The sequence below is a fragment of the Breznakia pachnodae genome, from assembly GCF_030814225.1.
GTDB lineage: Bacteria > Bacillota_I > Bacilli_A > Erysipelotrichales > Erysipelotrichaceae > Breznakia > Breznakia pachnodae.
The window spans coordinates 247,906-273,212 of the sequence record NZ_JAUSUR010000003.1 but is presented as its reverse complement, the minus strand read 5'-3'; the positions used below and the strand labels follow the sequence as shown (position 1 = coordinate 273,212).

Genomic DNA, 25,307 nt, shown 5'->3' with positions numbered 1-25,307 from the left:
ATCTAATAATTGAGAAAAATCTTGTTTATATTTTTCATTTAATCGAAAAATTTTAAATGATTGTACATCGAATAATATGTCCTTAGTAGTTAAAATTAAATTTTTATATCTTAAAGTTTTCATATTTTATTTTTGAAAGAAAAGGTATGGTTAAGTAATTTGCTTAGCCATACCAGATATTAACAAATAACGTTTCCGCACGCCATACCACCACATGCAACAGCAACATTAAGGTTAATATCAAATGACAATTCTTTCATATTCTTTACCTCCTAAGATTATTATCATCCTTGATTATCAAAGATTCAATAATTTATAGTTGTGAAATATTAAGTGAATTTCTTCTGTTAAGATAGATATATTATTCATTTTTCTCAATTTAAGAAGTTTATTATAATTTATCCTGTTGAACACAAAAAGTATAGCAATGAGAATTATCCTCATTGCTATACCATTGCATTTATTTAATATTTATTTTTTATATCATCGCAAATAACCTCTTTATATTTTCGATTTGCAATGCAGTTTCTATGATATAAATATTCTAATAGTCGATTATCACTATTTTCTTTATAAATTCTAAAAAGTTCATCTGAAAATAAAATGTCATGGTCATAATTATTATTCTTATTCATTTCAGAAAACATTATATAATATTCATTATCTTTGTTAATAAGATTAAATTGCTTTTGCTTTTTACTAGAATCATTAATTAGACAATAATATATAAATAAATTATTCTTATATTTTTCTAGCAGTTTCTTATCTTCACATAGTTGTATACCTTTACTCAAATACTTGTATGCATCTGACCATTTTGATCTATCAGTTAAATATATTGATCCTATATTATAAAAAACAAGTGAGATTACTGTTTTATTATTTTGGGAAATCTTTATGGCTCTTTGGTAATACTTTTCCATTGCTTTGAAGTCAAAGAAACTACAGATAAATCCTAAGTCAATTGATAAGTCGCACATAGTAGTAGTATGACCAATTTGTGCTGCTATTTGAAAACCTTTACTGTACATGTCATATGCTTCAATATATAATTCTTGTTTTAATAATGCATTTCCTTTTGATTTAAAAATTAATGGACTTACATTTTCATTGAGATATACATCAGATATATCTTCATCATTTAATAATCCCTTATATAAATAATAAAGAAATTTTTCTTTACTATTCATATAGACTACATAATGCTCTAATTCTACAATATTTTTCCATTCTATATAATCATTTGTATATAGTTTAAAAATTTGAAAATAAATAAACAAATCGGATACATCAAGTATATCCTCTTTCTCTCTTAATTTAAGTGCATATTTTTTGCATTGTACATCAGATGAAATATAAAACTCAAAATATTTATTCAACCATTCTTTTTCATTTTTCAAATTATCATTGAAATTATAATCAATATCAAGTTTATTGAGTAAAAGAATATAGATATCTTCACTAGCCTTTAATTCATCATTTTCAATTTTTGATAAATACGAAGGAGAACATATTCCATTTGATAGCGCTTCTAAGGAATATCCTAACTTTTCTCGATTTAGTTTAATAAATAACCCTCGTATATCTTTCATCATATTTTCCTCATTTATATAGAAGCTAGCATCAGGAAGCTGTTAATTAAAATCTAATTAATTAGATACTATATTTATTATGACTAAATTTCTTTCTAGCTTGTGATTGATGTCAACTAAATTATAATACTGCACCAAAGAAAATCAATATTTTTTCATGACAATAAGTTTGAAAACAAATAGTTGAAAGGACAGAAAATCACAGATAATAATCAATATTTACAATAAAAAAGCAACTCTCTAATGAGAATTGCTTAAGTTTAAGAATAATTACTTAACGATTTCAGTAACGTTTCCAGCTCCAACTGTACGTCCACCTTCACGGATTGAGAACTTAGTTCCTTGTTCAATCGCGATTGGTGCAATTAGTTCAACGTTCATTTCTACGTTATCTCCAGGCATAACCATTTCAGTACCTTCTGGTAAAGTGATTACTCCTGTAACATCTGTAGTTCTGAAGTAGAATTGAGGACGGTAGTTAGAAACGAATGGAGTGTGACGTCCACCTTCTTCTTTACTTAAAACATATACTTGTGCTTTAAATTGAGTATGAGGTGTTACACTTCCAGGTTTACAAAGAATTTGTCCACGTACGATTTCGTCACGGTTAACTCCACGAAGCAATGCTCCAATGTTGTCTCCAGCTTCAGCGTAATCTAATAATTTACGGAACATTTCGATTCCTGTAACTACTGTTTTCTTAGTATCTTTAATACCAACGATTTCAACTTCTTCGTTGATGTTCAATTGTCCACGTTCAACACGTCCTGTAGCAACTGTACCACGTCCTGTGATTGTGAAAACATCTTCCACTGACATCAAGAAAGGTTTGTCAGTTTCACGAACTGGATCTGGTACGTAAGCATCTACAGCGTCCATTAATTCGTTAACTTTTTCAACCCATTGAGCTTCTCCTTCAAGAGCTTTCAATGCAGAACCACGGATAACTGGTGCGTTATCTCCATCGTAGTTGTATTCGCTTAATAATTCACGAACTTCCATTTCAACAAGGTCAATTAATTCTTCATCATCAACCATGTCACATTTGTTTAAGAAAACAACGATTTTGTCAACACCTACTTGGTTAGCAAGTAAGATGTGTTCACGTGTTTGAGGCATAGGCCCATCAGTTGCAGCAACTACAAGAATTGCTCCATCCATTTGTGCAGCCCCAGTGATCATGTTCTTAACGTAGTCAGCATGACCTGGACAGTCAACGTGAGCATAGTGACGTTTTTCAGTTTGGTACTCAACGTGAGCAGTGTTAATTGTAATTCCACGTTCTTTTTCTTCTGGTGCACCATCGATTTGGTCGTAAGCTTGTGCTTCTGCTTGACCTTTACTAGCTAATACGTTTGTAATAGCTGCAGTTAAAGTAGTTTTACCGTGGTCAACGTGACCAATTGTACCGATGTTAACATGCGTTTTCGATCTATCGAACTTTTGTTTAGACATTTTTAATTTCCTCCTAATTTAAGTTAAATTTTCATTTTTTGGTATATAACCAATAATTAAGTTATCCTTTTTTATTTTAATCCAAATCCATCATAAAAGCAATATCTAAAATGATTTATGCACTTGCACGTTCTTTCATGATTTTTTCAGCAATACTCTTAGGTACTTCTGAGTAGTGAGCAAACTTCATAGAGTAGTTTCCACGTCCTTGTGTGAACCCACGTAAGTCAGTTACATAACCGAACATTTCAGATAAAGGAATCATAGCACGAACGCTAATTGCATTTCCTCTTTCTTCTTGCCCATCAATCATACCACGACGAGATGAAACATCTCCCATAACTGATCCCAGGTATTCTGTTGGTGCAGTAACTTCAACTTCCATAATTGGTTCAAGAAGTACTGGTTTACATTTCTTAGCAGCTTCTTTAAGTGCCATACTAGCAGCAATCTTATAAGCCATTTCACTTGAATCGACATCATGGTAAGATCCATCGAATAATGTAGCCTTAATATCAATTACTTCATATCCAGCTAACATACCGTTATGTAAAGCAGATTCAACCCCTTCACCAACAGCCTTGATGTATTCTCTTGGTACAGATCCACCAACCGTCTTGTCTTGGAACTCAAATCCTTCATTAGGGTTTGGTTCAAACTTGATCCAAACGTGTCCATATTGTCCACGTCCACCTGATTGTTTAATGTATTTCCCTTCACAATCTGCAGCTTCGCGAATTGTTTCACGGTAAGCAACTTGAGGAGCCCCAATGTTTGCTTCTACTTTAAACTCTCTCTTCATACGGTCAACAATTATATCCAGGTGAAGTTCTCCAACCCCAGCGATAATTGTTTGTCCAGTTTCATCATCTGTGTAAGTTTTGAAAGTTGGATCTTCTTCAGCTAATTTAGATAAAGCCAATCCCATCTTATCTTGGTCACCCTTTGATTTAGGTTCAACTGCTACACGAATAACTGGTTCAGGGAATTCCATTGCTTCAAGTACAATAGGTGCATTTTCAGCACATAGTGTATCTCCAGTAGTAGTATCTTTCAATCCTACAGCAGCAGCGATATCTCCTGCATATACTTGACCGATTTCTTTTCTTTCGTTTGAGTGCATTTGAAGAATACGTCCGAAACGTTCTTTTTTATTCTTAGTTGCATTCAATACGTAAGTACCTGATTTAGCAGTTCCAGAGTAAACTCTGAAGTATGATAACTTACCAACAAATGGGTCTGTCATGATCTTAAATGCTAATGCACTGAATGGTGCTTCATCACTTGATTCACGAGTTTCTTCATCACCTTTTGGTGTAGTACCAGTAATCGCTGGCACATCAATAGGTGAAGGAAGGTAAGCAATTACAGCATCTAGCAATAATTGAACCCCTTTGTTTTTATAAGCAGATCCACATAATACTGGGAAGAATTCACCAGTGATTACTGCTTTACGGATTGCTTCTTTAATTTCATCAACTGTTGGTTCTTCACCTTCAAGAACTTTCATCATAAGTTCATCATCGAAATCAGCAACAGCTTCAATCAATCCTTGGTGTAACTCAGCAGCCTTATCTTTTAAATCAGCAGGAATTTCAATTGTTTCAATTTCAGTTCCTAACTCATTTGTATAGTTATAAGCTTTCATTTCAACTAGGTCAATAATACCATTGAAATTTGCTTCTGCTCCAATTGGATATTGAATAGGTGCACTTTTTGCCCCTAAACGGTCAACAATTGTATGACAACTCATATCAAAGTCAGCCCCAGTAGCATCCATTTTATTACAGAATACAATTCTAGGAACTCCATATGAAGTTGCTTGTCTCCAAACTGTTTCAGTTTGTGGTTCTACTCCTGCTTTTGAATCAAGAACAGTAACAGCACCATCTAGTACACGAAGTGAACGTTCTACTTCTACTGTAAAGTCAACGTGACCTGGAGTATCGATAATGTTAACACGGTACCCTTTCCATGCAGCTGTTGTTGCAGCTGATGTAATTGTGATTCCACGTTCTTTTTCTTGATCCATCCAGTCCATTGTACTAGCACCATCATGAGTTTCCCCAATTTTGTGGTTTACCCCTGTATAGTATAAGATACGCTCAGTTGTCGTCGTCTTACCCGCATCAATGTGGGCCATGATTCCGATATTACGTGTCATTTTTAATGTAAATTCACGAGCCATGTATCATTCCTCCTACCAGCGATAGTGAGCAAACATTTTATTTGCTTCCGCCATTTTATGGATATCTTCACGTTTCTTAACTGAAGCTCCATTTCCAGCAGCTGCATCCATGATTTCACCTGCTAATCTTTGTTCCATTGTTTTTTCGTTTCTTAAACGAGCGTAACTGACGATCCAACGAAGTCCTAATGTAAGTCTTCTCTCTTGAGAAACTTCCACTGGAACTTGGTAGTTTGAACCCCCAACTCTTCTTGCTTTTAGTTCAAGCATAGGCATTACATTTTCTAATGCTTGTTCAAAAACTTCCATCGGTTTTTGTTCCGATTTTACTTCAATAATATCAAACGCATTGTAAAGAATAGTTTGAGCTACTCCTCTCTTACCGTCAACCATGATTTTGTTAATCAGACGAGTGACCAATTTAGAGTTGTAGATTGGATCTACTAATACATCACGTTTTGCAACATGTCCTTTTCTAGGCATATTAATTCCTCCTTTTCATGATTGCGACTATTTCGCTTTTGGTTTCTTAGTTCCATATAAAGATCTACTTTGGTTACGTTCACTCACTCCAGCACAGTCTAATGTACCACGAACAACGTGATAACGAACCCCTGGTAAATCCTTAACACGACCACCACGGATCAACACAACACTATGTTCTTGTAGGTTATGTCCGATTCCACCGATATAAGCATTGACTTCCATTCCGTTACTTAAACGAACACGAGCATACTTTCTAAGAGCAGAGTTTGGTTTCTTTGGCGTCATTGTTCCAACACGAGTACAAACTCCACGTTTTTGTGGTGCTGCTTGACTAGTTGGACGACTTTTCAAAGAGTTGTAACCTCTGTTCAAAGCAGGTGCTTTCATGATCCATACTTTATCTTTACGACCTTTTCTAACTAATTGATTAATTGTAGGCATATTTTCTCCTTTCGATTCTAGCACACATTTCCGGGCGTGCCATCCCATAGCATTTAAAATGTTCCCTAAAGGAACCTCGCTAGCCATCTAATAATATAACAATAAAAGAGTGATGTCAACACTCTTTTCATTTTTTTACATTCAATTTTTATATCGGAAACACCAGCATTAATCATCTTTCTTGCAAATCATCACTAGTGGTTCATTGGCTGCTGCCTCACCCAGATGCAATACTGACATAAAATCCAGATCATTCAGGTTAGGAAAGACAATTGGCGACAGTAATGACAACTTACTATCTTTAAGAAATGCCAGATCAAATTCCAACAGTTTCTGTCCCTGTTCAATGTAATCGCCATCCTTCACATGTACTGTAAAACCTTCCCCATTCAACTCTGCTGTATTCATTCCCAAATGAACCAGAACGGCAATCCCATCATCTGATTTAATGATGATTGCATGTTTGGTTGGATACACCAGTACCACCTGTCCATGACAAGGCGAATATACAATATTATCTTCAGGTAATATTAGAATCCCTCTTCCTAGAAAACCTTGAGCAACTGCCTCATCTAAACTATCACGAAGTGGATAAATCTTTCCACTGACTGGGGCACTAAACATACTATAGTTTTTATCTTCCATAATATTACTCCTCTTTTATATTGTATCATAAACTATCCGACAAAGAAGCAAGAAGAATGTGAAATCATTTCAGTACAGAGTAAAAATGTTTACTAATAATATCTTCCTTTTTATATGGTCCTGATATTCTGGAATCCTTAGAAATCAAACGATTGTCACCACAAAGAAAATATTCATCTTCATCAAGTGTAATTGGTCCATAGTCAGAAGTAAACAAAAGCCTTCCATCATTTGTCTGTTTCTTTATATACTGTTCATCAAGAAAAGACTCATCTACTACTTCTCCATCAATATAAAGTTCTCCCTCTCGATATTCTAATGTTTCATTTGGTAAACCAATGACTCTTTTTGTTAAAATCTTATCTTCATCTTCGCTATAAACACTTACAATATCAAAGCGTTCAATATCATTAAGTTTTACATCAATCATATTGGTGAATCCAATTTCGCCATCACTGAGGGTTGGATACATACTATCTCCATGTACATATACAGGACGAACAAGAAATATCATTATAACTAATAAGATAAATACCAGTCCAAAGGAAAAGCGAATCATATATAATCCCTCCAGAATATGATTCATGTTTTTAAGATGTTTACGTTTTTGATTCATTGAGTTACTTTTCATATCGTTTGTATTCTCCATAAGCAATGTATCCAATTATTATGATACTTAAACAGATAAGCAATCTATACTTATCAATATAATTTTCTTGTTGTCCTGTTTCCACTATGTATGGTGAATTCTTTCTTTCTATCCGTAAAACTATTTCATCATCAACCATTACTGTATAACTCTCCTGCTGATTCAATTCATCAATAATTAATGTTTCATCTTCACTAATTATTGGCTGTTCTCCTTGATTATTGTAATGCCAAGATACTTCCCCAATTAATATAACTCTGCCATCACCTTGTTCCCATTTCCCATTATTCAGATGATAAATTTGCTTTGCAACAGAACGCACTTCAATCTCAGCAACTTCAGAATCAATAATTAGTAGTTGATCAACAACTTCATCAACTAATTGCCCATCAACAAATACTTCAATATATCCTTGTTCATATATAGAAACATTATCTGAAGAAACCCTTCCACTATCTATTTGTTGCTTATAATTATCAGCTTCGCCTTTCGCTACAAGAATCTTTTCCAAATTAGAACTATTGATAAACAAGGTTTTATCTAGCAATTCAACATCTTTAGAAATTATGATTTCTTCTAATTTTGTATTGTTAATAAAAGTATTCTCACTAATTCCTACTACCTTTCCCTCTAAATATGTATTATCAACAACTATTCTTTTTTCATCTGCCAAACAGTCAATAATCAGATAATTCCCATCTGTAAGTTGCTGATACACAAAAATATCATTTTTCTTTGTCTTTTGAGTGGGTGCAGAAAGTTGTAGAAAAAATAGAGATAGCATCATAATTGAAATTGATACAGTGATAAGAAGGTACAAGACAACCTTTTGCAACTTTTGCATACTCTTTATTTGTTATTTGAAGAATCATCACCTGTTTTCATTGAACCTGAGATTTTTGCACCACGTTCAATATCAATATAAGCTGCTTCAATATTTCCAAGCACTTGCGCATCTTTGGTCAGTGACACTTCTGATCTGGCACTTATATTCCCTTCAACCATTCCACTTACAGTTAATACTTCTGCTTCCACATCACCTTTTACATAAGCTCCATCACCAATAGTAACTTCTCTGACAACTTTAATATTTCCAACAACCTTACTCTTCTGCACAACAAGAGAAGCTGCTGACACATCACCATTCACGACTGCATTTTCACCTAACTCAACATATTCTTCACAGGTAAGATTCCCATTAATTTCTCCACTCATAATTAAAGATGTATCAATACTTACATCACCATTGATAACTAATCCTTTTGCAAATACTGAATGCTCACGTTCCACACTGTTATTAATTTCATCCATCTTTTTCTTCTCCTCTTTTACTAGTTCTCGTTTTACTTCAATTGTTTTCTTAATTGCATGAACTGCTTTATGTTTTCTCTGTGGTTCTGATTCTGTTATCAGATTTATATTATCTTTTAATTTGTGAATCTTGCTTTCTTGTGATTCAATAATACTTCTAATATAGGTAATTACTTTCTCAATGTCTTTGATCCTACTATTCTTTAATTTCTTTTTATCAAACGAATGAATAAGCGTGTTCACAGTTACCATCACTTCTTCAACATCTTTCATTTGCGAGTGAATCGTTTTTGCCTGTGCAAGCAGTTCTTCATCTCTGCAACTGTTTATGATTGTATGAAAAGAATCCCAATCGATGGATTGTATCTCTGTATCTAAATCTTTATATACTAGTTTCAATAATTCTAATTCTTTAATTCCTTTCATTTTTGTTATTCTTCCAATTAAATAACTGACAACAATAACGATTATAATTAATGCCAAAAGAATCACCACCATAGAAGTGGATACAGCTTTTACTGCTTCAACTGTTGCTTGATTCATATAAACACCTCTTCTTAAATAAAACAAATATAACAACGAACATTTGTCCGTTGTTATTGGGCTGGAATAGGGCAGTATTCCATCTATAACAATTGATTGCGAGTGCTATACTGAAAGGGCATGTTGTATTAAATCATTGTAGTTATATGTAAGGGGCGAACGATACATATAATACAGATGAAGGCGGGGCAATCAATGATATAGTAATCTTATACAAATATACTAATCATCCACTCGTTCACAGTAGACAACATATCGTTTGTTATCTTCCCATTTTGGATGACAAGTAATAAGTGTAACTAAATCTCGGTTTTCTTGAATTAAGATTTCATTAATTTGTGAAGGTTCAATAATTTTAATTTCAACTACGCTATAAGTTAATGTATCCCAATAATTAATAATGTAGATTTCATCACCTAGTTCTAACTTTTCAATATCACTAAACATTGCTGCTTTATAATACCCCCGATGTGCGGCAATTACTGAATTCGTATTTTCACCACCAATCGGAACACTTGTTTGTGATAAGTGAGCAGCTCCTTTGGTTAGATTTTCTTTGGTTGCACCTAAATAAATCGGTAACTTTACATTCATATCTGGTATATCAATGTAGCCAACAATATTATCTATAAGACCCCAATCTTCCAGTTTGAAACTAGGGTTTTCAAAAGCAAAAGGTTCATTCAATCCTAATTGGTTTGTATCATAGATATCTTTGTTGTATTGTTTCATCATTTCATACAACTCAAGATATTGATTTGCATTTTCTTTTACTTCTACTTTAAATGCATCTAGTTGCTTATTCACATTATTGGAATATAAATATTGTTCAATATAAGGATACGCAATAACAGCTACTCCAACACACAATAAAATTAAAGAAATTATTTTTCCATGTTTATGTTTCTTCATCGCCTGCGCCCCACTTATTCAACTTAGATTTTTTTATAAGTCTTATAAGGTTTAGTTCTTTGCCTTTTTTCTTCCTATATAAAACAAGACAAATTAGTAATAACATAATCACAGATGTAATAATTGCAGCCACAATTACGTTTGTATCAAATAATGAACTTGTAATTGAATCAATTGACTTCTCTACTTCTGGATCATATGGTACACGTTTTCCTCTTACTAATAAACGATGTGAATTCACTCCGTATGGTGTACAAGTTAATAGTGTTACATAATCTTCTCCATCCACCCTCTTTATCTTTTGCGTATCTTCAGGATCGATCACTGTAATCTCGTCAATTTCATAAGCTAACACATCATCTAAAATATAAAGATAAAACATATCTCCTTCTTCTAATAAATCTAAATCCGTAAATAACTTCGCATTGGACAGACCTGTATGTCCGGTAAGCACTGCATGAGTTCCTTCTCCACCAACTGGCAGGGTTGAACCTTCCAAGTGACCTACGCCTTTTTTCAACACGCTCTCTTTGGTTGTGTGATAAATTGGCAGATCAACAGAAATTTTAGGAATTTTGACACTTCCCATCATTCCATTCACATTTAGTATTTCTGAATAGTTATTAGGCATGGTAACACCAGAACCTTCGATAAAAGGATCCTTTACTGGTGAACCCAATAAATTCTCATTATACTCATATGCTTCTTTCCACATTGCTTCAATCTCTTCACTTGATTCTTCACTCACGCTCTGTGAGTAATCATCAATTAGAAAAGAACCATTTAGTTCATAAATATAATTACTAACAACTGGATAAGCTAATACACCTATTCCAATCAGAAGTAAACATATAGTTAATATCTTCTTTTTCATCAAGTCTTCCTCATGCTATATAAAGGTAAGGAGAAGGTAATCCTTCTCCTTTGAGTACATTAAATATTACCTTTTTTTGATTTTTTGCTTGTGATTAACATAATTCCAGCTAATCCAATAATTGCAATACCTGCGATTGTAAATATTACAGTTCCGTTACCACCTGTACTAGGTAATACGAATTCTTTTGTATTCACAACTCCTACTGTATGAGTATACGCATTTGCTGATGTACTTCCCGCAGTAAATGTTACTTGTACTGGGTCACTTAATAAGTTGTAGTCACCTGGAGCAAATGTTTCCACTAACCAGTATGAATTATATACAGGTGAAGCTGCTGTTCCTGTGTAATCTTCCAATCCTTCGAATATAGCGATTCCACTAGCGTCTGTTGTTAATTCCCATACGTTTGCAGCTGCATAACCAGTTTCACCAAAGTCGATGATGTTTCCTGCTGCATCTTTCTTCAAGTAGTTTCCAGCTTTTGCATTTGCTAATGAAGATGCAATTTGGAATTTAGCTCCTGCTAATGCATTGCTAGTATCGTTTGCAGTCTTTTCAATCTTTACAGATCCTGTATGTGTATTTGTAGGTGTAGATTCTGTAGTAGATGCTTGGTCATACTCATTTGTAAAGCTTACTGATGCTTTATTTTCTACTGAGTGATCAATTTTATCTAACACTTTGCTGTTTACTGCTGCATTAAATACAACACCAATTTTCTTTTTACCTTTTAAAGCAGTACTACGTCCTGTGTCATTAAAAGTAACTGTAATTTTATTACTTGTTCCTGATGGTGCTTGTGCAACTGTATAGTTACTTGCAGCAATTTCTTTTGCAGTATTTACACTTCCATCACCATTTAACTCATATACCTTTAAACTAGTTGCATCAAAAGTTAATGCTTCATCTAAAAGATCCGTTACAACATATGATTTTGAAGTTTCGATATCAGATGGTACAGATGGTTTAATTGTATATTTCACAATATCTCCAACTGTTACTGATGTATCATCAACTTCTTTGTCTACAGTTAATGGTTCGTTTTTAGGATATGCATGAACATCTGTCAGCCATCCACTTCCTGCTGGGTTTGTCATTGGTACAGCTACAACGAATGGTGCAACTGATGTACCAATTGTAACTGGATCTCCAGCTGCAGTTTTTGGTGTTGAATCAGCTAAGTTTTCTACTGCAAAGTAGTATCCTTTAGCTAATGCAGACCATTTCGCTTCCCCATTAACATCTGTTAATTGTTGACTTACTAAAGTAAGTGGATAAGTAGTTTTAGTTCCATTGTCATCTACAGTTAATGTAGTTCCTGAAATTGTATACTTAACATCCCCTCCCATTGGCACTCCTGCTGTAGTGTCAATCTTATATAAATCAAACGCTACTCCTTGTAAAGGTGCTGCACCTGTTGGTAATTGTGCTGGAGTTAATTCAGTACCAATACCATTAGGTCCTGCATTATTTACGTCATCCATTAAATATTTATGGATTGTTAAACTACCTGTGTCAGCAGGTAAGCTGTCATTTGCTTGTGTGTTGGCACTAAATAAACCAACTACCATTGTTAATGCAAATATTGCATATATAATCTTTTTTATTCTTTTCATTTTTGTTCTCCTTCTCCTTTGAATAAAAATTTATTGTTACCAGTATCGTGTACTGTTGTAACCAAATTTGTTTGATGAACTTCTATTCGTCTTGTTCATCCTTTCGCTTTCTTTTCTTGGAAACAACAGCAATCATAACTGCTGTTCCAATAATTACTATCCCAACAACCGTAAAGGCTAATGTCCCTGTACCTCCAGTAATGGTTAGTAATTTCTTAGGAAAGTTTGGTAAATAATAAATTGTTTCTCCTTGCTCGTTTGTTTTCGTATAGAAAGCTGGTGGTAATGCATCTCCTTTAGCTGTAATTGTTATCTTCTGGGTAGATACACTGACCGAAATAAGCCATTGTCCCTGTGGCAACTCCAAATCACTTCTTGTTTTCGTTTCCACAAGCATATAATCACCATCTGCTAACTGAGGAAAGCTAACCTTTCCATCAGTACCACTAACAACCGTTATTGGATTGTCTACATCCCAGCAATTCCCTGCATCATTGGTTGCGAGTGGTGAATGGGTGTGTCCTGATGTTCCTGCTTTAGTACATTTCATTAACTGGAACTCAACCCCGGACACTGGGGTTCCCGACTGATCAACTTTATAAAATACAAAGTCCATGTTATTCAGTTTGTAGTACAGTTTTAAAACCAAACTACCATCTGCCAGAACTACTCCTGATTCTTTGGTTCCTGGAATCGTATTATCAAATACATGTCCTGTACTTGAATAATCATTTGCTGTCGCACTAACGCTCTCTCCTACTACTCCATAGAAGGACTGCGTATCTGCTGAATAAATTGCATAAGATCCATCACTTTGTTCAAGATAATGCTGTACAACATATTTTGCTTCTTCTTTTTTCACATTTCCCACATAGATTTTCTGTCCATTTAAATCAGTATCTTTTAATGTAAATTCTTTGGACACAACTGCATTTAATGTGGAATTCCAGAAACTGGACTTCTTAGGATCGTAGTCTTTGGGGGAGGTGGTCTCCACAAATCGATATACTACACCAGCAGTACTGGTATCTAATCCTTCCACCAGTAACTGCCCATCAGTATTTACTGCAAGGTTTGTCTGAACATCCACCCATGTTGACCCTGATTTTCTTTGTAGTTTAAATACTGCACCAGTAAGAGCCATATTGGTTTCTTCATCGTATTTTTGAAGTAATACCGAGTTCTTATTAACAACGACATCACCACGGGGGTTATTCATATTACCAGAACCAGTTAAAGAGAAATCTTTTGTCTTCGTTGTTCTTAAATTTAACTGTCCTGTTGCTGTATTGGTTTTGGTACCAGATGTTTCTCCTGGTAAGTAACGTAGTTGCAAACCAATTACATAAGTTGCAACTTGTCCACCTGCAACATTTGTATCACCATACGTTTCAGTAAAATATTCTTCTAGTAAATCACGGTCAGATTCACTGTAATATTGATTACTTATACAGAAGTCTGCTGCTGCTTCTGCAAATACTGGAATATCTTTTTTAGAGTAAAGTGTTTTTCTTCCTGTAAGTGCAGTATCGGTTAAATCTGAGTATTTTGTTTGATCACCACCTGGTCCCATTGCTCCAAAGTTAATCATAATCGTTCTTACTGCAGTTTCACCTTCTCCATCAACATATATTCCATATTGTTGTGGAGATGATTTTACTCTCGTTCGAAATGATGTTTCACTTTCCCCAGGGTTCTGCTCTACTAACACAAAGGAATTTGCTTTTGATGGAAACTGAATATTATCAATGGATTTTCCATCTTCTCGATATTCAGGACCTCTTCCATTATCAAATAGTAAATATGATCTCCATGCTGGGTCTTTTGATGCTGTACCACCTCTTCCTGATGATGCATCAGACGGCAAATCCATTGGAATTAGAACTTGAGCGTTAATCCCTATAGAACTTACAACAACTCCTGGATCTAATTTATCTTCCAGATATCCAGTGGTTGATGATTCCATATATTCTCCCCAAGAATATGGTGCAGTATTATTCGGGTCATAGGTACCTGATGCACGATCCTGATAACTCCAGCGCCATGGAGTATTAATCATATCGTAGTAATGTCCACTTAATTCATAGGCACCTCCATGATTAAATTTAATTTGATAGTACATTAGGTTATCACTACTTGATGAAAAGAATTTTGTATCCCATGCACTGGGTGACAGAACGCGTTTTTCAAATTTTATCTGTTTTATTGTTTCTCCAGTAGCAGTTCCTAAACCAAACCCAACTCCTTGCGTAATCGCAACCAAACTATGATTTTTTATTGCATCTTTAAATTCAAATTCGATTCCAGTCAAAGCATTTTGTCCTGCAGCCGCATCAGTGAAGCGAACATGTATCTCATTATATCCACCAGAATTATAGATTCTTACTTGACCCAATACGGTATTAGTTCCCTTTAAATAAAAACTAGTCCAATCAGATGCCAACATATTCCAGTAACTTTTTGCATCACCTGAGTTTTTATTTTCTGGTATTGGAATAATGAAATGGTCATCTGCAGCTAACTTCCCATTATTAGGCAGTTCAATACTCCAACTAAATTTAAATGTATACTTCAGATTATCTTTTGCTGTATTGGTAGTAGATAGTGGTTTTCCTGCACTATCTAATATATCCCAACTTAATATCTTTACATATTCGGTATAATCATTTCCTCCATATACTGGATATCCTGCAGGTTTATCTGATAAAGGTGTTATTACTGTTTCAGATGAATTTGTATCACTTGATGGCTCTTCTATTTCCTCTTCTATTTCCTCTTCTACAGATGTTTCTGTTTTAACTTCCTCTTCACCTTCAGGTTCTTTCTCTTCTACCTGTTCTTCTACAACAATTGTTATATAAGGCTTTTCACCCTCGTATGTGAATTCCTTTGGTGTTGCTTCAAATTTATAGGTTCCAGGAACTTCACTATTATAGAGCCCCTGATCATCCCATATAACTTCTACTTCTCTTTCTTCTACAACATCCTGTATTTCTTCAGTCTCCTCAGTTCCTTCACCTTCAGCCATTTCATTACTATCATTGAGTAAGATGGATGCTTGTAGTGTTTGTGGTAATTCAATATCTTCTTTTGCTGTGTTATAGGCAACATTCTTTGAGTAAAGTTCTCCGCTAACTAAAAAACCTTGAAAAGTTCCCTGGTCATCTGCATTACTAATCAACATAGGAGCTCCTACGTAATTAATAACTGACATTGCAATTGCGACAACGAGCGTCACAAAAATACTTTTCAAAGTTATTATTTTTATCTTTTCCCTCATTTTGCCCTCCTAGTCAATGTATATAAATCGTTTTATTTGTAAACTTCCCTGGATACAAATGATGAACGCATTATCTCCCCTTGAGTAGTTTCATTATATCGAAGCACAATTCTTATTCAATCGATTTGGAACAAGTGGTTCATACGCTACATAAGTGGTAGAAAATGTGTAATGAAATACATCAGTAACTAGTCATTTCATGATATGATTACAAGGACTAAAGGATTATACTTTTTTGGAAATGGAGGGCGATACCATTAAGATTAAAGTCGAGTTAGTTGATGAGCCTAGTGAAGAAAGTCTTCATTTAAGAATTATGAATATGGATGAGAATGTAACCAAGCTTATCAACTTATTAAAAACGAAGGAACGGCACGTTATTGGATATAGTGAAAATAAAATCTTTCGTTTACATCTGCAGAGCATCTATTACTTTGAGGCAGTGGAAAGAAAAGTATTTGTATACTCGCAGAAGAATGTATATGAGATCAAGGAAAAGTTATATCAGTTAGAAGAGAAGTTTGAAGAACTTAATTTTGTCAGGATATCCAAGTCAATGATTGTGAATATAGACAAGATTGAATCCATTTATCCTTCACTTAGCGGGACATTTGAGTTAAAATTGGATAATGAAGAGGTCTTAAAAATTTCCAGGTATTATGTCAGTGTATTAAAACGCAAACTGGGGATGGAGGTATAATATGCATTCACTTAGAATTATTAAGAATATGCTTATTATTTTTAGTTGTTCCTTTGTTGGGATGATTGCGATTCTTATGTTATTAGGAATTGTTATCGACAATGAAATGCTGCTATCCCTTTTCATTATGTCTGTTTTATACAGTGTAATGTCTATTATCTTGTTTATTGAGAGTTTGAGTCATACCCAGATGTTTATATTTCAGGTTATCTATGTGATTATGTTGAATGTAATATATATTGCAATGATGAAGATTAGAGGATTGGTATTTGTAGGAGGATATGTGTATGTTATTAATGCAATATTCAGTGTTATTCTATTTATACTCATAAAATCAATTATTTATCATTATGACAAAAAAACAGCAGAGAAATTAAACAAAGCATTTAAAAAGAATAAAATAAAAAACCAGGAAGAATATAAACTATAGTGTTCTTGACCCATTATTGAAAAAAAGGTGATTAACCAATTTGGTTAATCACCTTTTTCTATGTTTTTATTCAGCTTCCTGAACTGTTAATTCATCTTCTGCGATTGTTTCCTGAACCGTTTCAGGTTGAGGAAGGCTATCTTTTGGAATAAATGACATTAGTTTGTCTTCATCACTTTCATCAATAGCATTTGCTGCTTCACGCTTTGCACGCAATTCAGCTGCTTTTTCGATAATCATGTCTGTAGTTCCACGTTCTACATCTAAACCAGTTCCTGCTGGAATTAGTTTACCAATAATAACGTTTTCTTTTAGACCAACTAAGTTATCACGTTTTCCTTTGATTGATGCATCCGTAAGAACTTTTGTAGTTTCCTGGAATGATGCAGCACTCAAGAATGAATCTGTCTCAACACTTGATTTCGAAATACCAAGTAGTACTGGTGTAAATGTTGCTGGTTTACCTCCAGATAATAATGCATCACGGTTAATCTTCGTAATTTGTGTTAATGAAATTTGCATTCCTGGGATCAGGTTTGTGTCATTTCCTTCCAACACAACTACTTTACGAAGCATTTGGCGAACCATAACTTCGATATGCTTATCTGAAATATCAATACCTTGAGAAGCATAAACTTTCTTAACTTCTTTTAGGATATATTTTTGTACTTCTTGAACTCCTGCAACCTCAAGTAATTCTTTTGGTGCAACTTGTCCTTCTGTAATCTTATCTCCAGCGACCATCTCACTTCCAACACCTAACCAAGCACGAATAATTTGTGTAGGTCCAATCTTGTGAACGATACTTTCTGTTTCATTTGAAATTGTAACTTCAGTACCACTAACACCTTCAAGTTGAGTAATATCAGTAATTGTTCCACTGATTTTTGCTAATACAGTCGCACCTTTTGGTGTTCTTGCCTCAAACAATTCCTCAACACGAGGTAACCCTTGGGTAATATCTCCACCACCTGCTGTGGCAACCCCTCCGGTATGGAATGTACGCATTGTAAGCTGTGTACCTGGTTCCCCAATTGATTGAGCAGCCATGATACCAACAGATTCTCCAAGTTCAACTTCTTCACCTGTAGCCATGTTCCGACCGTAACATTTCTTACATACCCCATGTACTGATTGACATGTGAATGCACTACGGATGAACATTCCTTCGATTCCAGCATCAACAATTCTTTGAGCTTTATCTTCATCGATGAACTCATCTGCATCAACTAATAATTCTTTTGTTTCTGGGTGGTAAACTGCATCTTTTGCATATCTACCTACTAATCGATCAAACAATGATTCAACACGTGAATCTTGTCTACGGTCACGAATTTCTTCAACCCAGTATCCACGGTCAGTTCCACAGTCTTCTTCTTTGATTACTACATCTTGTGCAACATCAACCAGACGACGTGTTAAGTATCCTGACTCGGCAGTCTTCAAGGCAGTATCAGTTAACCCTTTACGCACCCCATGGGTAGAGGTAAAGAATTCAGATACATTTAATCCTTCACGGAATGAAGAATAAATAGGTACCTCGATTACGGATGGCTGGTAACCTTTTGCAGATTTTGATTGCGAAGGTCTTGCCATAAGTCCACGCATCCCTGCAAGTTGGGTAAAGTTCGAGTCATTACCACGGGCTCCAGAAACAGCCATCATATTAATTGGATTTTTACGTCCAATTGCTTTCTTAAACTCAACAAGAATGTCTTTCTTAACATCATCCCAAAGTTTGTTTAGGTGACGTTCCCATTCTTGCATTGTAAGTTTTCCTTTTTCACGGAAATCCATCAATACAGCAGCTTTCTCTTTACCAACATCTACATATTGCTTCTTGTTAGGAGCAACTTCAATATCAGCTAAAGATACAGTAATACCTGCGATTGTTGAATATTTAAATCCATTGTTTTTAATTTCATCAAGAATTTCTGATGTTTCTACAGTTGAGTAGCGTTTGAACACCTGACCAATTACAAGACCAAGATCCTTTTTCTTCATTGGATCAATTACTGGCATTTTAGTAATTGCTTCTTTCACATCTGTTCCCATTGGGAAGAAATATTTATCTGGTGTAGCCACAAAGTTTTCTTCACTTACTTCGTTGATGTAAGGGAAATCCTTAGGGAAAATGTTATTGAAAATAACTTTACCTACTGTAGTTACCAGGTATGAACGTTTTTGTTCATCTGTGAATCCATCTTTATTTAATGAAGATGCAATTAATGCAATACGTGTATGTAAGTGAACTTGCTTATTTTCATAAGCCATCATTACTTCGTTTACACTGTGGTATGCATGCCCTTCATTATCTCCATATGTTTTCCATACAGCAGCTTCCTGAGGACAATTAAGTTCTTCATATTCTTTTGCTTCCGCATAGAATTCTTCTTTTGTTTCTTCCATTGTAAGGTAGAAGTTACCAAGAACCATATCTTGTGATGGTGTAACGATAGGTTTACCATCTTTTGGACCAAGGATGTTGTTAGAACCAAGCATTAAGATATATGCTTCTGCTCTAGCTTCTTCACTTAATGGAACGTGGACCGCCATTTGATCCCCATCGAAATCTGCATTGAATGCAGGACAAACAAGTGGGTGAAGACGAATTGCACGTCCTTCAACTAGCTTAGGCAAGTACGCTTGGATACCAAGTCTATGTAGTGTAGGTGCACGGTTCAGTAATACTGGGTGACCTTCAATAACATCTTCAACGATATCCCATACACGAGGATCTAATTTATCAATTAGTTTCTCTGCTGTTTTATGGTTACTTGCAATCTCACGATTTACAATTTCATTAATTACATATGGTTTGAACAGTTGGATTGCCATTTCTCTAGGAATACCACATTGGTACATTTTAAGATCTGGTCCAACGGCGATAACACTACGTCCTGAGAAGTCAACACGTTTCCCAAGTAAGTTTTGACGGAAACGTCCTTGCTTACCTTTTAATGAGTGAGAAAGTGATTTTAATGCTCTTCCTCCAGCACCAGTGATTGGTTTACTACGACGTCCATTATCGATAAGAGCATCTACAGCTTCCTGTAACATACGCTTTTCATTTTGAACGATAATCGCAGGTGTACCAAGTTCCAATAACTTTTTCAGACGGTTATTACGAGTAATAACACGACGATATAAGTCATTAAGATCACTAGTTGCAAAACGACCACCGTCCAGTTGCAACATTGGACGTAAATCTGGTGGGATTACTGGAAGTTCAGTAAGTACCATCCACTCCGGTTGGTTATCTGAATTTCTAAATGCATTTACAGTATCCAAACGTTTGATTAATTTCTTACGTTTTTCTCCTTGCGCTCCATTTAGATTATCTTGAATAGCTTTGTATTCTTTTTCTAAATCTACTTGTTCAAGTAAAGTTTTAACCGCTTCTGCTCCAGTTTGTGCAGTAAATGCATCTGAACCATAAAGCGCTACGTTTTCACGATATTCTTTCTCTGAAAGAATTCTTTTATATTCTAATTTTGTATCTTTTGGATCTGTAATAATCCAAGAAACGAAGTATACTACTTCTTCCAATTGTTTTGGAGTAACATCCAAAAGCAATCCGATTCTTGAAGGAATACCACGTAAATACCAAATATGAGCAACTGGTGCAGCCAAAGAAATATGTCCCATACGTTCACGACGTACACTAGACTTTGTAATTTCAACACCACAACGATCACAAATTACTCCTTTATAACGTACTTTCTTATACTTACCACAGTAACATTCCCAGTCTTTACTAGGACCGAAAATACGTTCACAGAATAATCCATCACGTTCTGGTTTTTGAGAACGATAGTTGATCGTTTCTGGTTTCTTAACTTCTCCAAATGACCATTTTAAAATTCTTTCAGGAGATGCTAAATTTATCTGAATTGATGAAAAACTATTAACACTCATATTTAACGCCTCCTTAGTCTAACGCACTGATTAGTGCGTCCATATCTTTAATATCATCGAAATCTTCATCGATTTCATCGATTTGATCATCATCGTCATCATCATTTTCTTCGGCTACAAGTTCTTCACCTTCGTCAATGTTGATGTCTTTGAATTCTTCATCCAGTTGAGCAGTTGTTGCTTCACTGTTTAAAGGGAATTCTCTTCTAGGTTTTTCATCCTCTTCTTTTTTGTTGATGTCTACAGGGTTACCTTCTTCATCGAACATGTTAACGTCGATTGCCAAGGCTTGTAGTTCATGAACAAGTACTCTGAATGATTCAGGAATACCAGCTTCAGGGATGTCTTTACCTTTAATAATTGCTTCATACGTTTTTGTACGCCCAGCAATATCATCTGATTTAATTGTAAGGATTTCTTGAAGAGTGTGAGCAGCTCCATATGCTTCAAGTGCCCAAACCTCCATTTCTCCAAATCTTTGTCCACCATTTTGTGCTTTACCACCAAGCGGTTGTTGTGTAACAAGTGAGTAAGGACCAGTTGCACGAGCATGTAACTTATCATCAACCATGTGGGCCAACTTAATCATGTACATAACTCCAACACTGATACGTTCATCAAATGCTTCACCAGTTCTTCCATCATAAAGAACTGTTTTACCATCTTTTGTCATTTCCGCTTCATCCATGATGTCCGCTAATTCTTCATTATCGATACCATCAAATACTGGAGTCGCGAATTTAACTCCTAATTTCTTAGCAGCAAATCCCAAGTGGATTTCAAATACCTGACCAATGTTCATACGTGAAGGCACCCCAAATGGATTCAACATGATATCCACTGGTGTTCCATCTGGTAAATAAGGCATATCTTCGATTGGAAGAATCTTAGAGATAACCCCTTTGTTACCATGACGTCCGGCCATCTTATCACCTTCAGAAATTTTACGTTTCTGAACGATGTATACTTTTACAGTTTCATTTACTCCTGGTGGCAAGTCATGTCCTTCGCTACGTTTGAATACACGTACACTATGAACAATTCCATCCCCACCATGAGGAACTTTAAGTGAGTTGTCACGTACTTCACGTGATTTTTCACCAAAGATTGCTAATAATAATTTTTCTTCAGGAGAGATTTCGCTTTGTCCTTTAGGTGTAACCTTACCAACAAGGATATCTCCTTCTTTTACTTCAGCCCCAACCATTACGATTCCACGTGAATCTAAGTTACGACATGCACTTTCACTCACGTTAGGAATATCTCTTGTAATTTCTTCAGGTCCAAGTTTTGTATCACGACAGTCAATATCGTAATCTTCAATATGAATTGATGTATATACATCATCACGTACCAGACGTTCTGACATAATAATTGCATCCTCATAATTATATCCATACCAAGTCATGTATGCGATTGTAACGTTTTGACCTAATGCTAATTCTCCATTTTGCATAGATGGACCATCAACGATTACATCTCCAGCTTCAACCTTTTCACCTTTTTGAACAATTGGGATTTGGTTGATACTAGTACCAGCATTTGAACATTCAAACTTTTTCAGTTTGTATTCACGTGTTCCATCTTTTTCACTAACGATTACTTTATCAGCATCTACATACTCGATAACTCCATCATTAACTGCAACGACTCCACTACCTGAATCCTTTGCAATTTTGTTTTCAATACCAGTTCCAACATATGGACTTTGTGGTTTTACTAATGGAACCGCCTGACGTTGCATGTTCGCACCCATAAGTGCACGAGACGCATCATCATTTTCTAGGAATGGAATACAAGCAGTCGCAACCGAAACGATTTGTTTTGGACTAACGTCAGCTAGTTCAACATCTTCACGTCTTGCAAGAATTGTTTCACCATTCAAACGAGAAACGACCATGTCGTTTACCAGTTTTCCATCAATTACCTCATTGGCTTGGGCAATTACGTAATCTGCTTCATCATCAGCGCTTAAGTAAATCGCTTCCTGAGAAACACTTCCATCTTTATTTACCAAACGGTATGGAGTTTGAATAAATCCATACTCATTGATTTTTCCATAAGTAGTCAAGTTTGAAATCAACCCGATGTTTGGACCTTCCGGTGTTTCAATCGGACAAATTCTACCATAGTGAGATGTATGAACATCACGTACTTCAAATCCAGCCCGATCACGTGTTAACCCACCAGGTCCTAAAGCAGAAATACGACGTTTGTTTGTAAGTTCTGCAAGAGGGTTTTGTTGATCCATGAACTGAGACAACTGAGAACTTGAGAAGAACTCTTTAATTGCTGCAGTTAATGGACGAATGTTTGTAAGTTTCTTAGGTGTTAAAGTTTCAATTTCAGCAATTGACATTCTTTCTTTAACAACTCTTTCCATACGAGAAAGACCAATTCTGAATTGGTTTTGAATTAACTCACCAACCGAACGGATACGACGGTTACCAAGCATATCGATATCGTCACTTTCCCCAATTCCTTCCATTGTGTTTAATGTGTAAGAATATAATGCATACATATCAGACACCGTAATTGTGTGCATGTTGATGAATGGATCATTACCAACTAGTTTTACTGGAATGTTATCTCCATCATGGATTTTAACTTCCTGTACAGCACATCCAATTAAATAAGCTCTAATCGTATCACCATTTGCTACTTTTTCTCTTAATTCACTTTCCTGTGTATCAGATAAAGGAGCATTCTTTTCTTTTGGTTGGAATTCAAATGTATATACTTCACCTTCACTATCAACTACATCATTTCCTTTTTCGTCAACTAAACGACCCAAAGAATATAATGTTTGCCCATAGCTCATTACTGATTTAAAGTTTGATGTGTTTAATGTAACTTCTTTTGCTACTACACCAGCAAATACACTTACTTCTTCTACTTCTTTTACTAATGCTTTTACATCCTCACTAGTTAACACTGAGTTTGCAAGTAATGTTGATTTGTTAAGTTCAACATCTTCTGCCAACACACGTCCAACCAATGCAAGGTTGTAAGATGTAGGTACAGTTGCAATATCTGCATGATAGAACAACGTATTATAAGGGAATGCAGAAATATGCATACCTTTTTTCATTTCTTTACGTAAGTCATTACGTACTTCACGGTTGACAAGAGTTCCACTCTTAGCGAACACTTTACCATCTGAGTCTAAAATATCATGAGCAAGATAGTTATTTGTCATACGGTCTACTACATATAACTTCTTACCTAATTTAAAACGACCAGCTTTTGTAAGGTCATAACGACGACGATCAAAGAACTTAGCATTCATTAATGTAATTGATCCATCAAGTGTAGGAATTTCATCCGCTCTCTGGTTCTCATAAATGCTTAAAAGAGCTTCCTGTGTAGTCGCTACTTTATCCCCCATAAGGGTATTTTCAATTTCTTCATATTTACCAAAGTATGAACCATATAAGTTCAAGTAAACTTCTAAGAACTCACGCTCTTCCATATCTTCAGGTAAATCTTCTACAAGATCACGATCCAAAGATTTTAGGAAAATCTTCATTTGTTCTGCATCAAAAGAATCAATATTATTATCTAAGTCAATTGACATTCCAAGTGCTTTAAATAAAATAGTTGATAACATTTTACGTTTACGGTCAATACTCATATTCAGGATTCTACCTGAAGTCTGCTTTTTGATTTCACTCATAAACTCCAACCAAGTACCACGACTCGGAATAAGTTCTGATTGATATGTTTCACGACCTGTTTTTTCTTCAAAACCAGTCGAGAAGTATGATCCTGGAGAACGAACGATTTGCGAAACGATTACACGTTCAGCACCGTTAATTACAAAAGTCCCATTATCTGTCATTAATGGGAAATCTCCTAGGAAGACATCTTCTTCTTTTGAAATTAATTCACCAGTTGTTGGATCTTCAATTTCAAGCTCCATTTTTGCCTTTAAAGATGTAGCATAGTTAATCTCACGATATAGAGATTCCTCTGCATTAAATTTTGGCTCTTCAAATTCATAATCTACGAATCTTAATTTAATATTCCCACCATGGTTGGTGATAGGATATATTTCATTAAACACTTCTTTAATTCCTTCTTCTTTAAACCAGTCAAAAGAGTCAGTTTGAATTTCAACAAGATTTGGTAACTCAAGGTCCCCACTTACTTTTGAATAATCTCTACGTTCCGCTTTTTTACCGATTTTTACAGTACGATAAGTGTCTTTTTTTGCCATGAATGCCATCCTTTCTATTCTGTTTTCAAATTACGTTAGGGCACA

17 protein-coding genes are annotated in these 25,307 nt (G+C 35.1%); 2 read left to right on the top strand and 15 right to left on the bottom strand.

The annotated features are described in order from the left end of the window. Nucleotides 1-464 precede the first annotated feature (464 nt). The 13 genes from J2S15_RS09760 to J2S15_RS09700 form a co-directional block, all read right to left on the bottom strand. Entirely contained in the window at nt 465-1,592 is a 1,128-nt protein-coding gene (locus J2S15_RS09760; RefSeq protein WP_307407778.1) for a helix-turn-helix domain-containing protein, read from the bottom strand. Between the two features lie 270 nt (nt 1,593-1,862). Next, nucleotides 1,863-3,047 carry an elongation factor Tu gene (gene tuf / locus J2S15_RS09755; protein ID WP_307407776.1) on the bottom strand — a complete coding sequence of 395 codons (1,185 nt, stop codon included), beginning with the start codon at nt 3,045-3,047 and terminating at the stop codon, nt 1,863-1,865. Between the two features lie 115 nt (nt 3,048-3,162). Beyond that, nucleotides 3,163-5,235 carry an elongation factor G gene (fusA, locus tag J2S15_RS09750; protein ID WP_307407774.1) on the bottom strand — a complete coding sequence of 691 codons (2,073 nt, stop codon included), beginning with the start codon at nt 5,233-5,235 and terminating at the stop codon, nt 3,163-3,165. Nucleotides 5,236-5,247: 12 nt separating this feature from the next. After that, nucleotides 5,248-5,718: a 30S ribosomal protein S7 gene (gene rpsG / locus J2S15_RS09745; RefSeq protein ID WP_307407772.1), complete on the bottom strand. Its 471-nt coding sequence runs from the start codon at nt 5,716-5,718 to the stop codon at nt 5,248-5,250. Nucleotides 5,719-5,745: 27 nt separating this feature from the next. Further along, complete coding sequence (rpsL, locus tag J2S15_RS09740; protein WP_307407770.1) at nt 5,746-6,162, bottom strand: 30S ribosomal protein S12; 417 nt, start codon at nt 6,160-6,162, stop codon at nt 5,746-5,748. Nucleotides 6,163-6,330: 168 nt separating this feature from the next. Beyond that, nucleotides 6,331-6,807: a PTS sugar transporter subunit IIA gene (locus J2S15_RS09735; RefSeq protein ID WP_307407769.1), complete on the bottom strand. Its 477-nt coding sequence runs from the start codon at nt 6,805-6,807 to the stop codon at nt 6,331-6,333. Nucleotides 6,808-6,871: 64 nt separating this feature from the next. Further along, the gene (gene lepB, locus J2S15_RS09730) at nt 6,872-7,366 is read right to left on the bottom strand and encodes a signal peptidase I (RefSeq protein WP_307407767.1); all 495 of its coding nucleotides are present in this window, start codon (nt 7,364-7,366) and stop codon (nt 6,872-6,874) included. 61 nt (nt 7,367-7,427) lie between these two features. Then, a complete protein-coding gene (locus J2S15_RS09725; protein ID WP_307407764.1) occupies nt 7,428-8,300 on the bottom strand; it encodes a hypothetical protein in 873 nt (290 codons plus the stop codon). A 5-nt stretch (nt 8,301-8,305) separates the two neighbouring features. After that, nucleotides 8,306-9,310 carry a bactofilin family protein gene (locus tag J2S15_RS09720; protein WP_307407762.1) on the bottom strand — a complete coding sequence of 335 codons (1,005 nt, stop codon included), beginning with the start codon at nt 9,308-9,310 and terminating at the stop codon, nt 8,306-8,308. 222 nt (nt 9,311-9,532) lie between these two features. After that, nucleotides 9,533-10,222: a class C sortase gene (locus J2S15_RS09715; RefSeq protein WP_307407760.1), complete on the bottom strand. Its 690-nt coding sequence runs from the start codon at nt 10,220-10,222 to the stop codon at nt 9,533-9,535. After that, nucleotides 10,209-11,096 carry a class C sortase gene (locus J2S15_RS09710; protein WP_307407758.1) on the bottom strand — a complete coding sequence of 296 codons (888 nt, stop codon included), beginning with the start codon at nt 11,094-11,096 and terminating at the stop codon, nt 10,209-10,211. Before J2S15_RS09710 ends, J2S15_RS09715 begins: the two co-directional genes overlap by 14 nt. A gap of 59 nt (nt 11,097-11,155) precedes the next feature. Continuing rightward, nucleotides 11,156-12,715, bottom strand: a complete 1,560-nt coding sequence (locus J2S15_RS09705; protein WP_307407756.1) for a SpaH/EbpB family LPXTG-anchored major pilin — start codon at nt 12,713-12,715, stop codon at nt 11,156-11,158. Between the two features lie 82 nt (nt 12,716-12,797). Beyond that, nucleotides 12,798-15,995: a SpaA isopeptide-forming pilin-related protein gene (locus J2S15_RS09700; protein ID WP_307407754.1), complete on the bottom strand. Its 3,198-nt coding sequence runs from the start codon at nt 15,993-15,995 to the stop codon at nt 12,798-12,800. A gap of 241 nt (nt 15,996-16,236) precedes the next feature. Here J2S15_RS09700 and J2S15_RS09695 point away from each other — a divergent pair, with 241 nt between their 5' ends. Both J2S15_RS09695 and J2S15_RS09690 read left to right on the top strand, forming a co-directional pair. Beyond that, on the top strand, nt 16,237-16,695 hold the full coding sequence (locus J2S15_RS09695) for a LytTR family DNA-binding domain-containing protein (RefSeq protein WP_307408249.1): 459 nt from the start codon (nt 16,237-16,239) through the stop codon (nt 16,693-16,695). A 1-nt stretch (nt 16,696) separates the two neighbouring features. Next, the gene (locus tag J2S15_RS09690) at nt 16,697-17,125 is read left to right on the top strand and encodes a hypothetical protein (RefSeq protein WP_307407752.1); all 429 of its coding nucleotides are present in this window, start codon (nt 16,697-16,699) and stop codon (nt 17,123-17,125) included. A 66-nt stretch (nt 17,126-17,191) separates the two neighbouring features. Here the strand turns inward: J2S15_RS09690 and rpoC are convergent, their stop codons facing one another. Continuing rightward, a complete protein-coding gene (gene rpoC, locus J2S15_RS09685) occupies nt 17,192-21,043 on the bottom strand; it encodes a DNA-directed RNA polymerase subunit beta' (protein ID WP_307407750.1) in 3,852 nt (1,283 codons plus the stop codon). 13 nt (nt 21,044-21,056) lie between these two features. Further along, entirely contained in the window at nt 21,057-25,262 is a 4,206-nt protein-coding gene (rpoB, locus tag J2S15_RS09680) for a DNA-directed RNA polymerase subunit beta (protein WP_307407748.1), read from the bottom strand. Between the last annotated feature and the right edge of the window lie 45 nt (nt 25,263-25,307).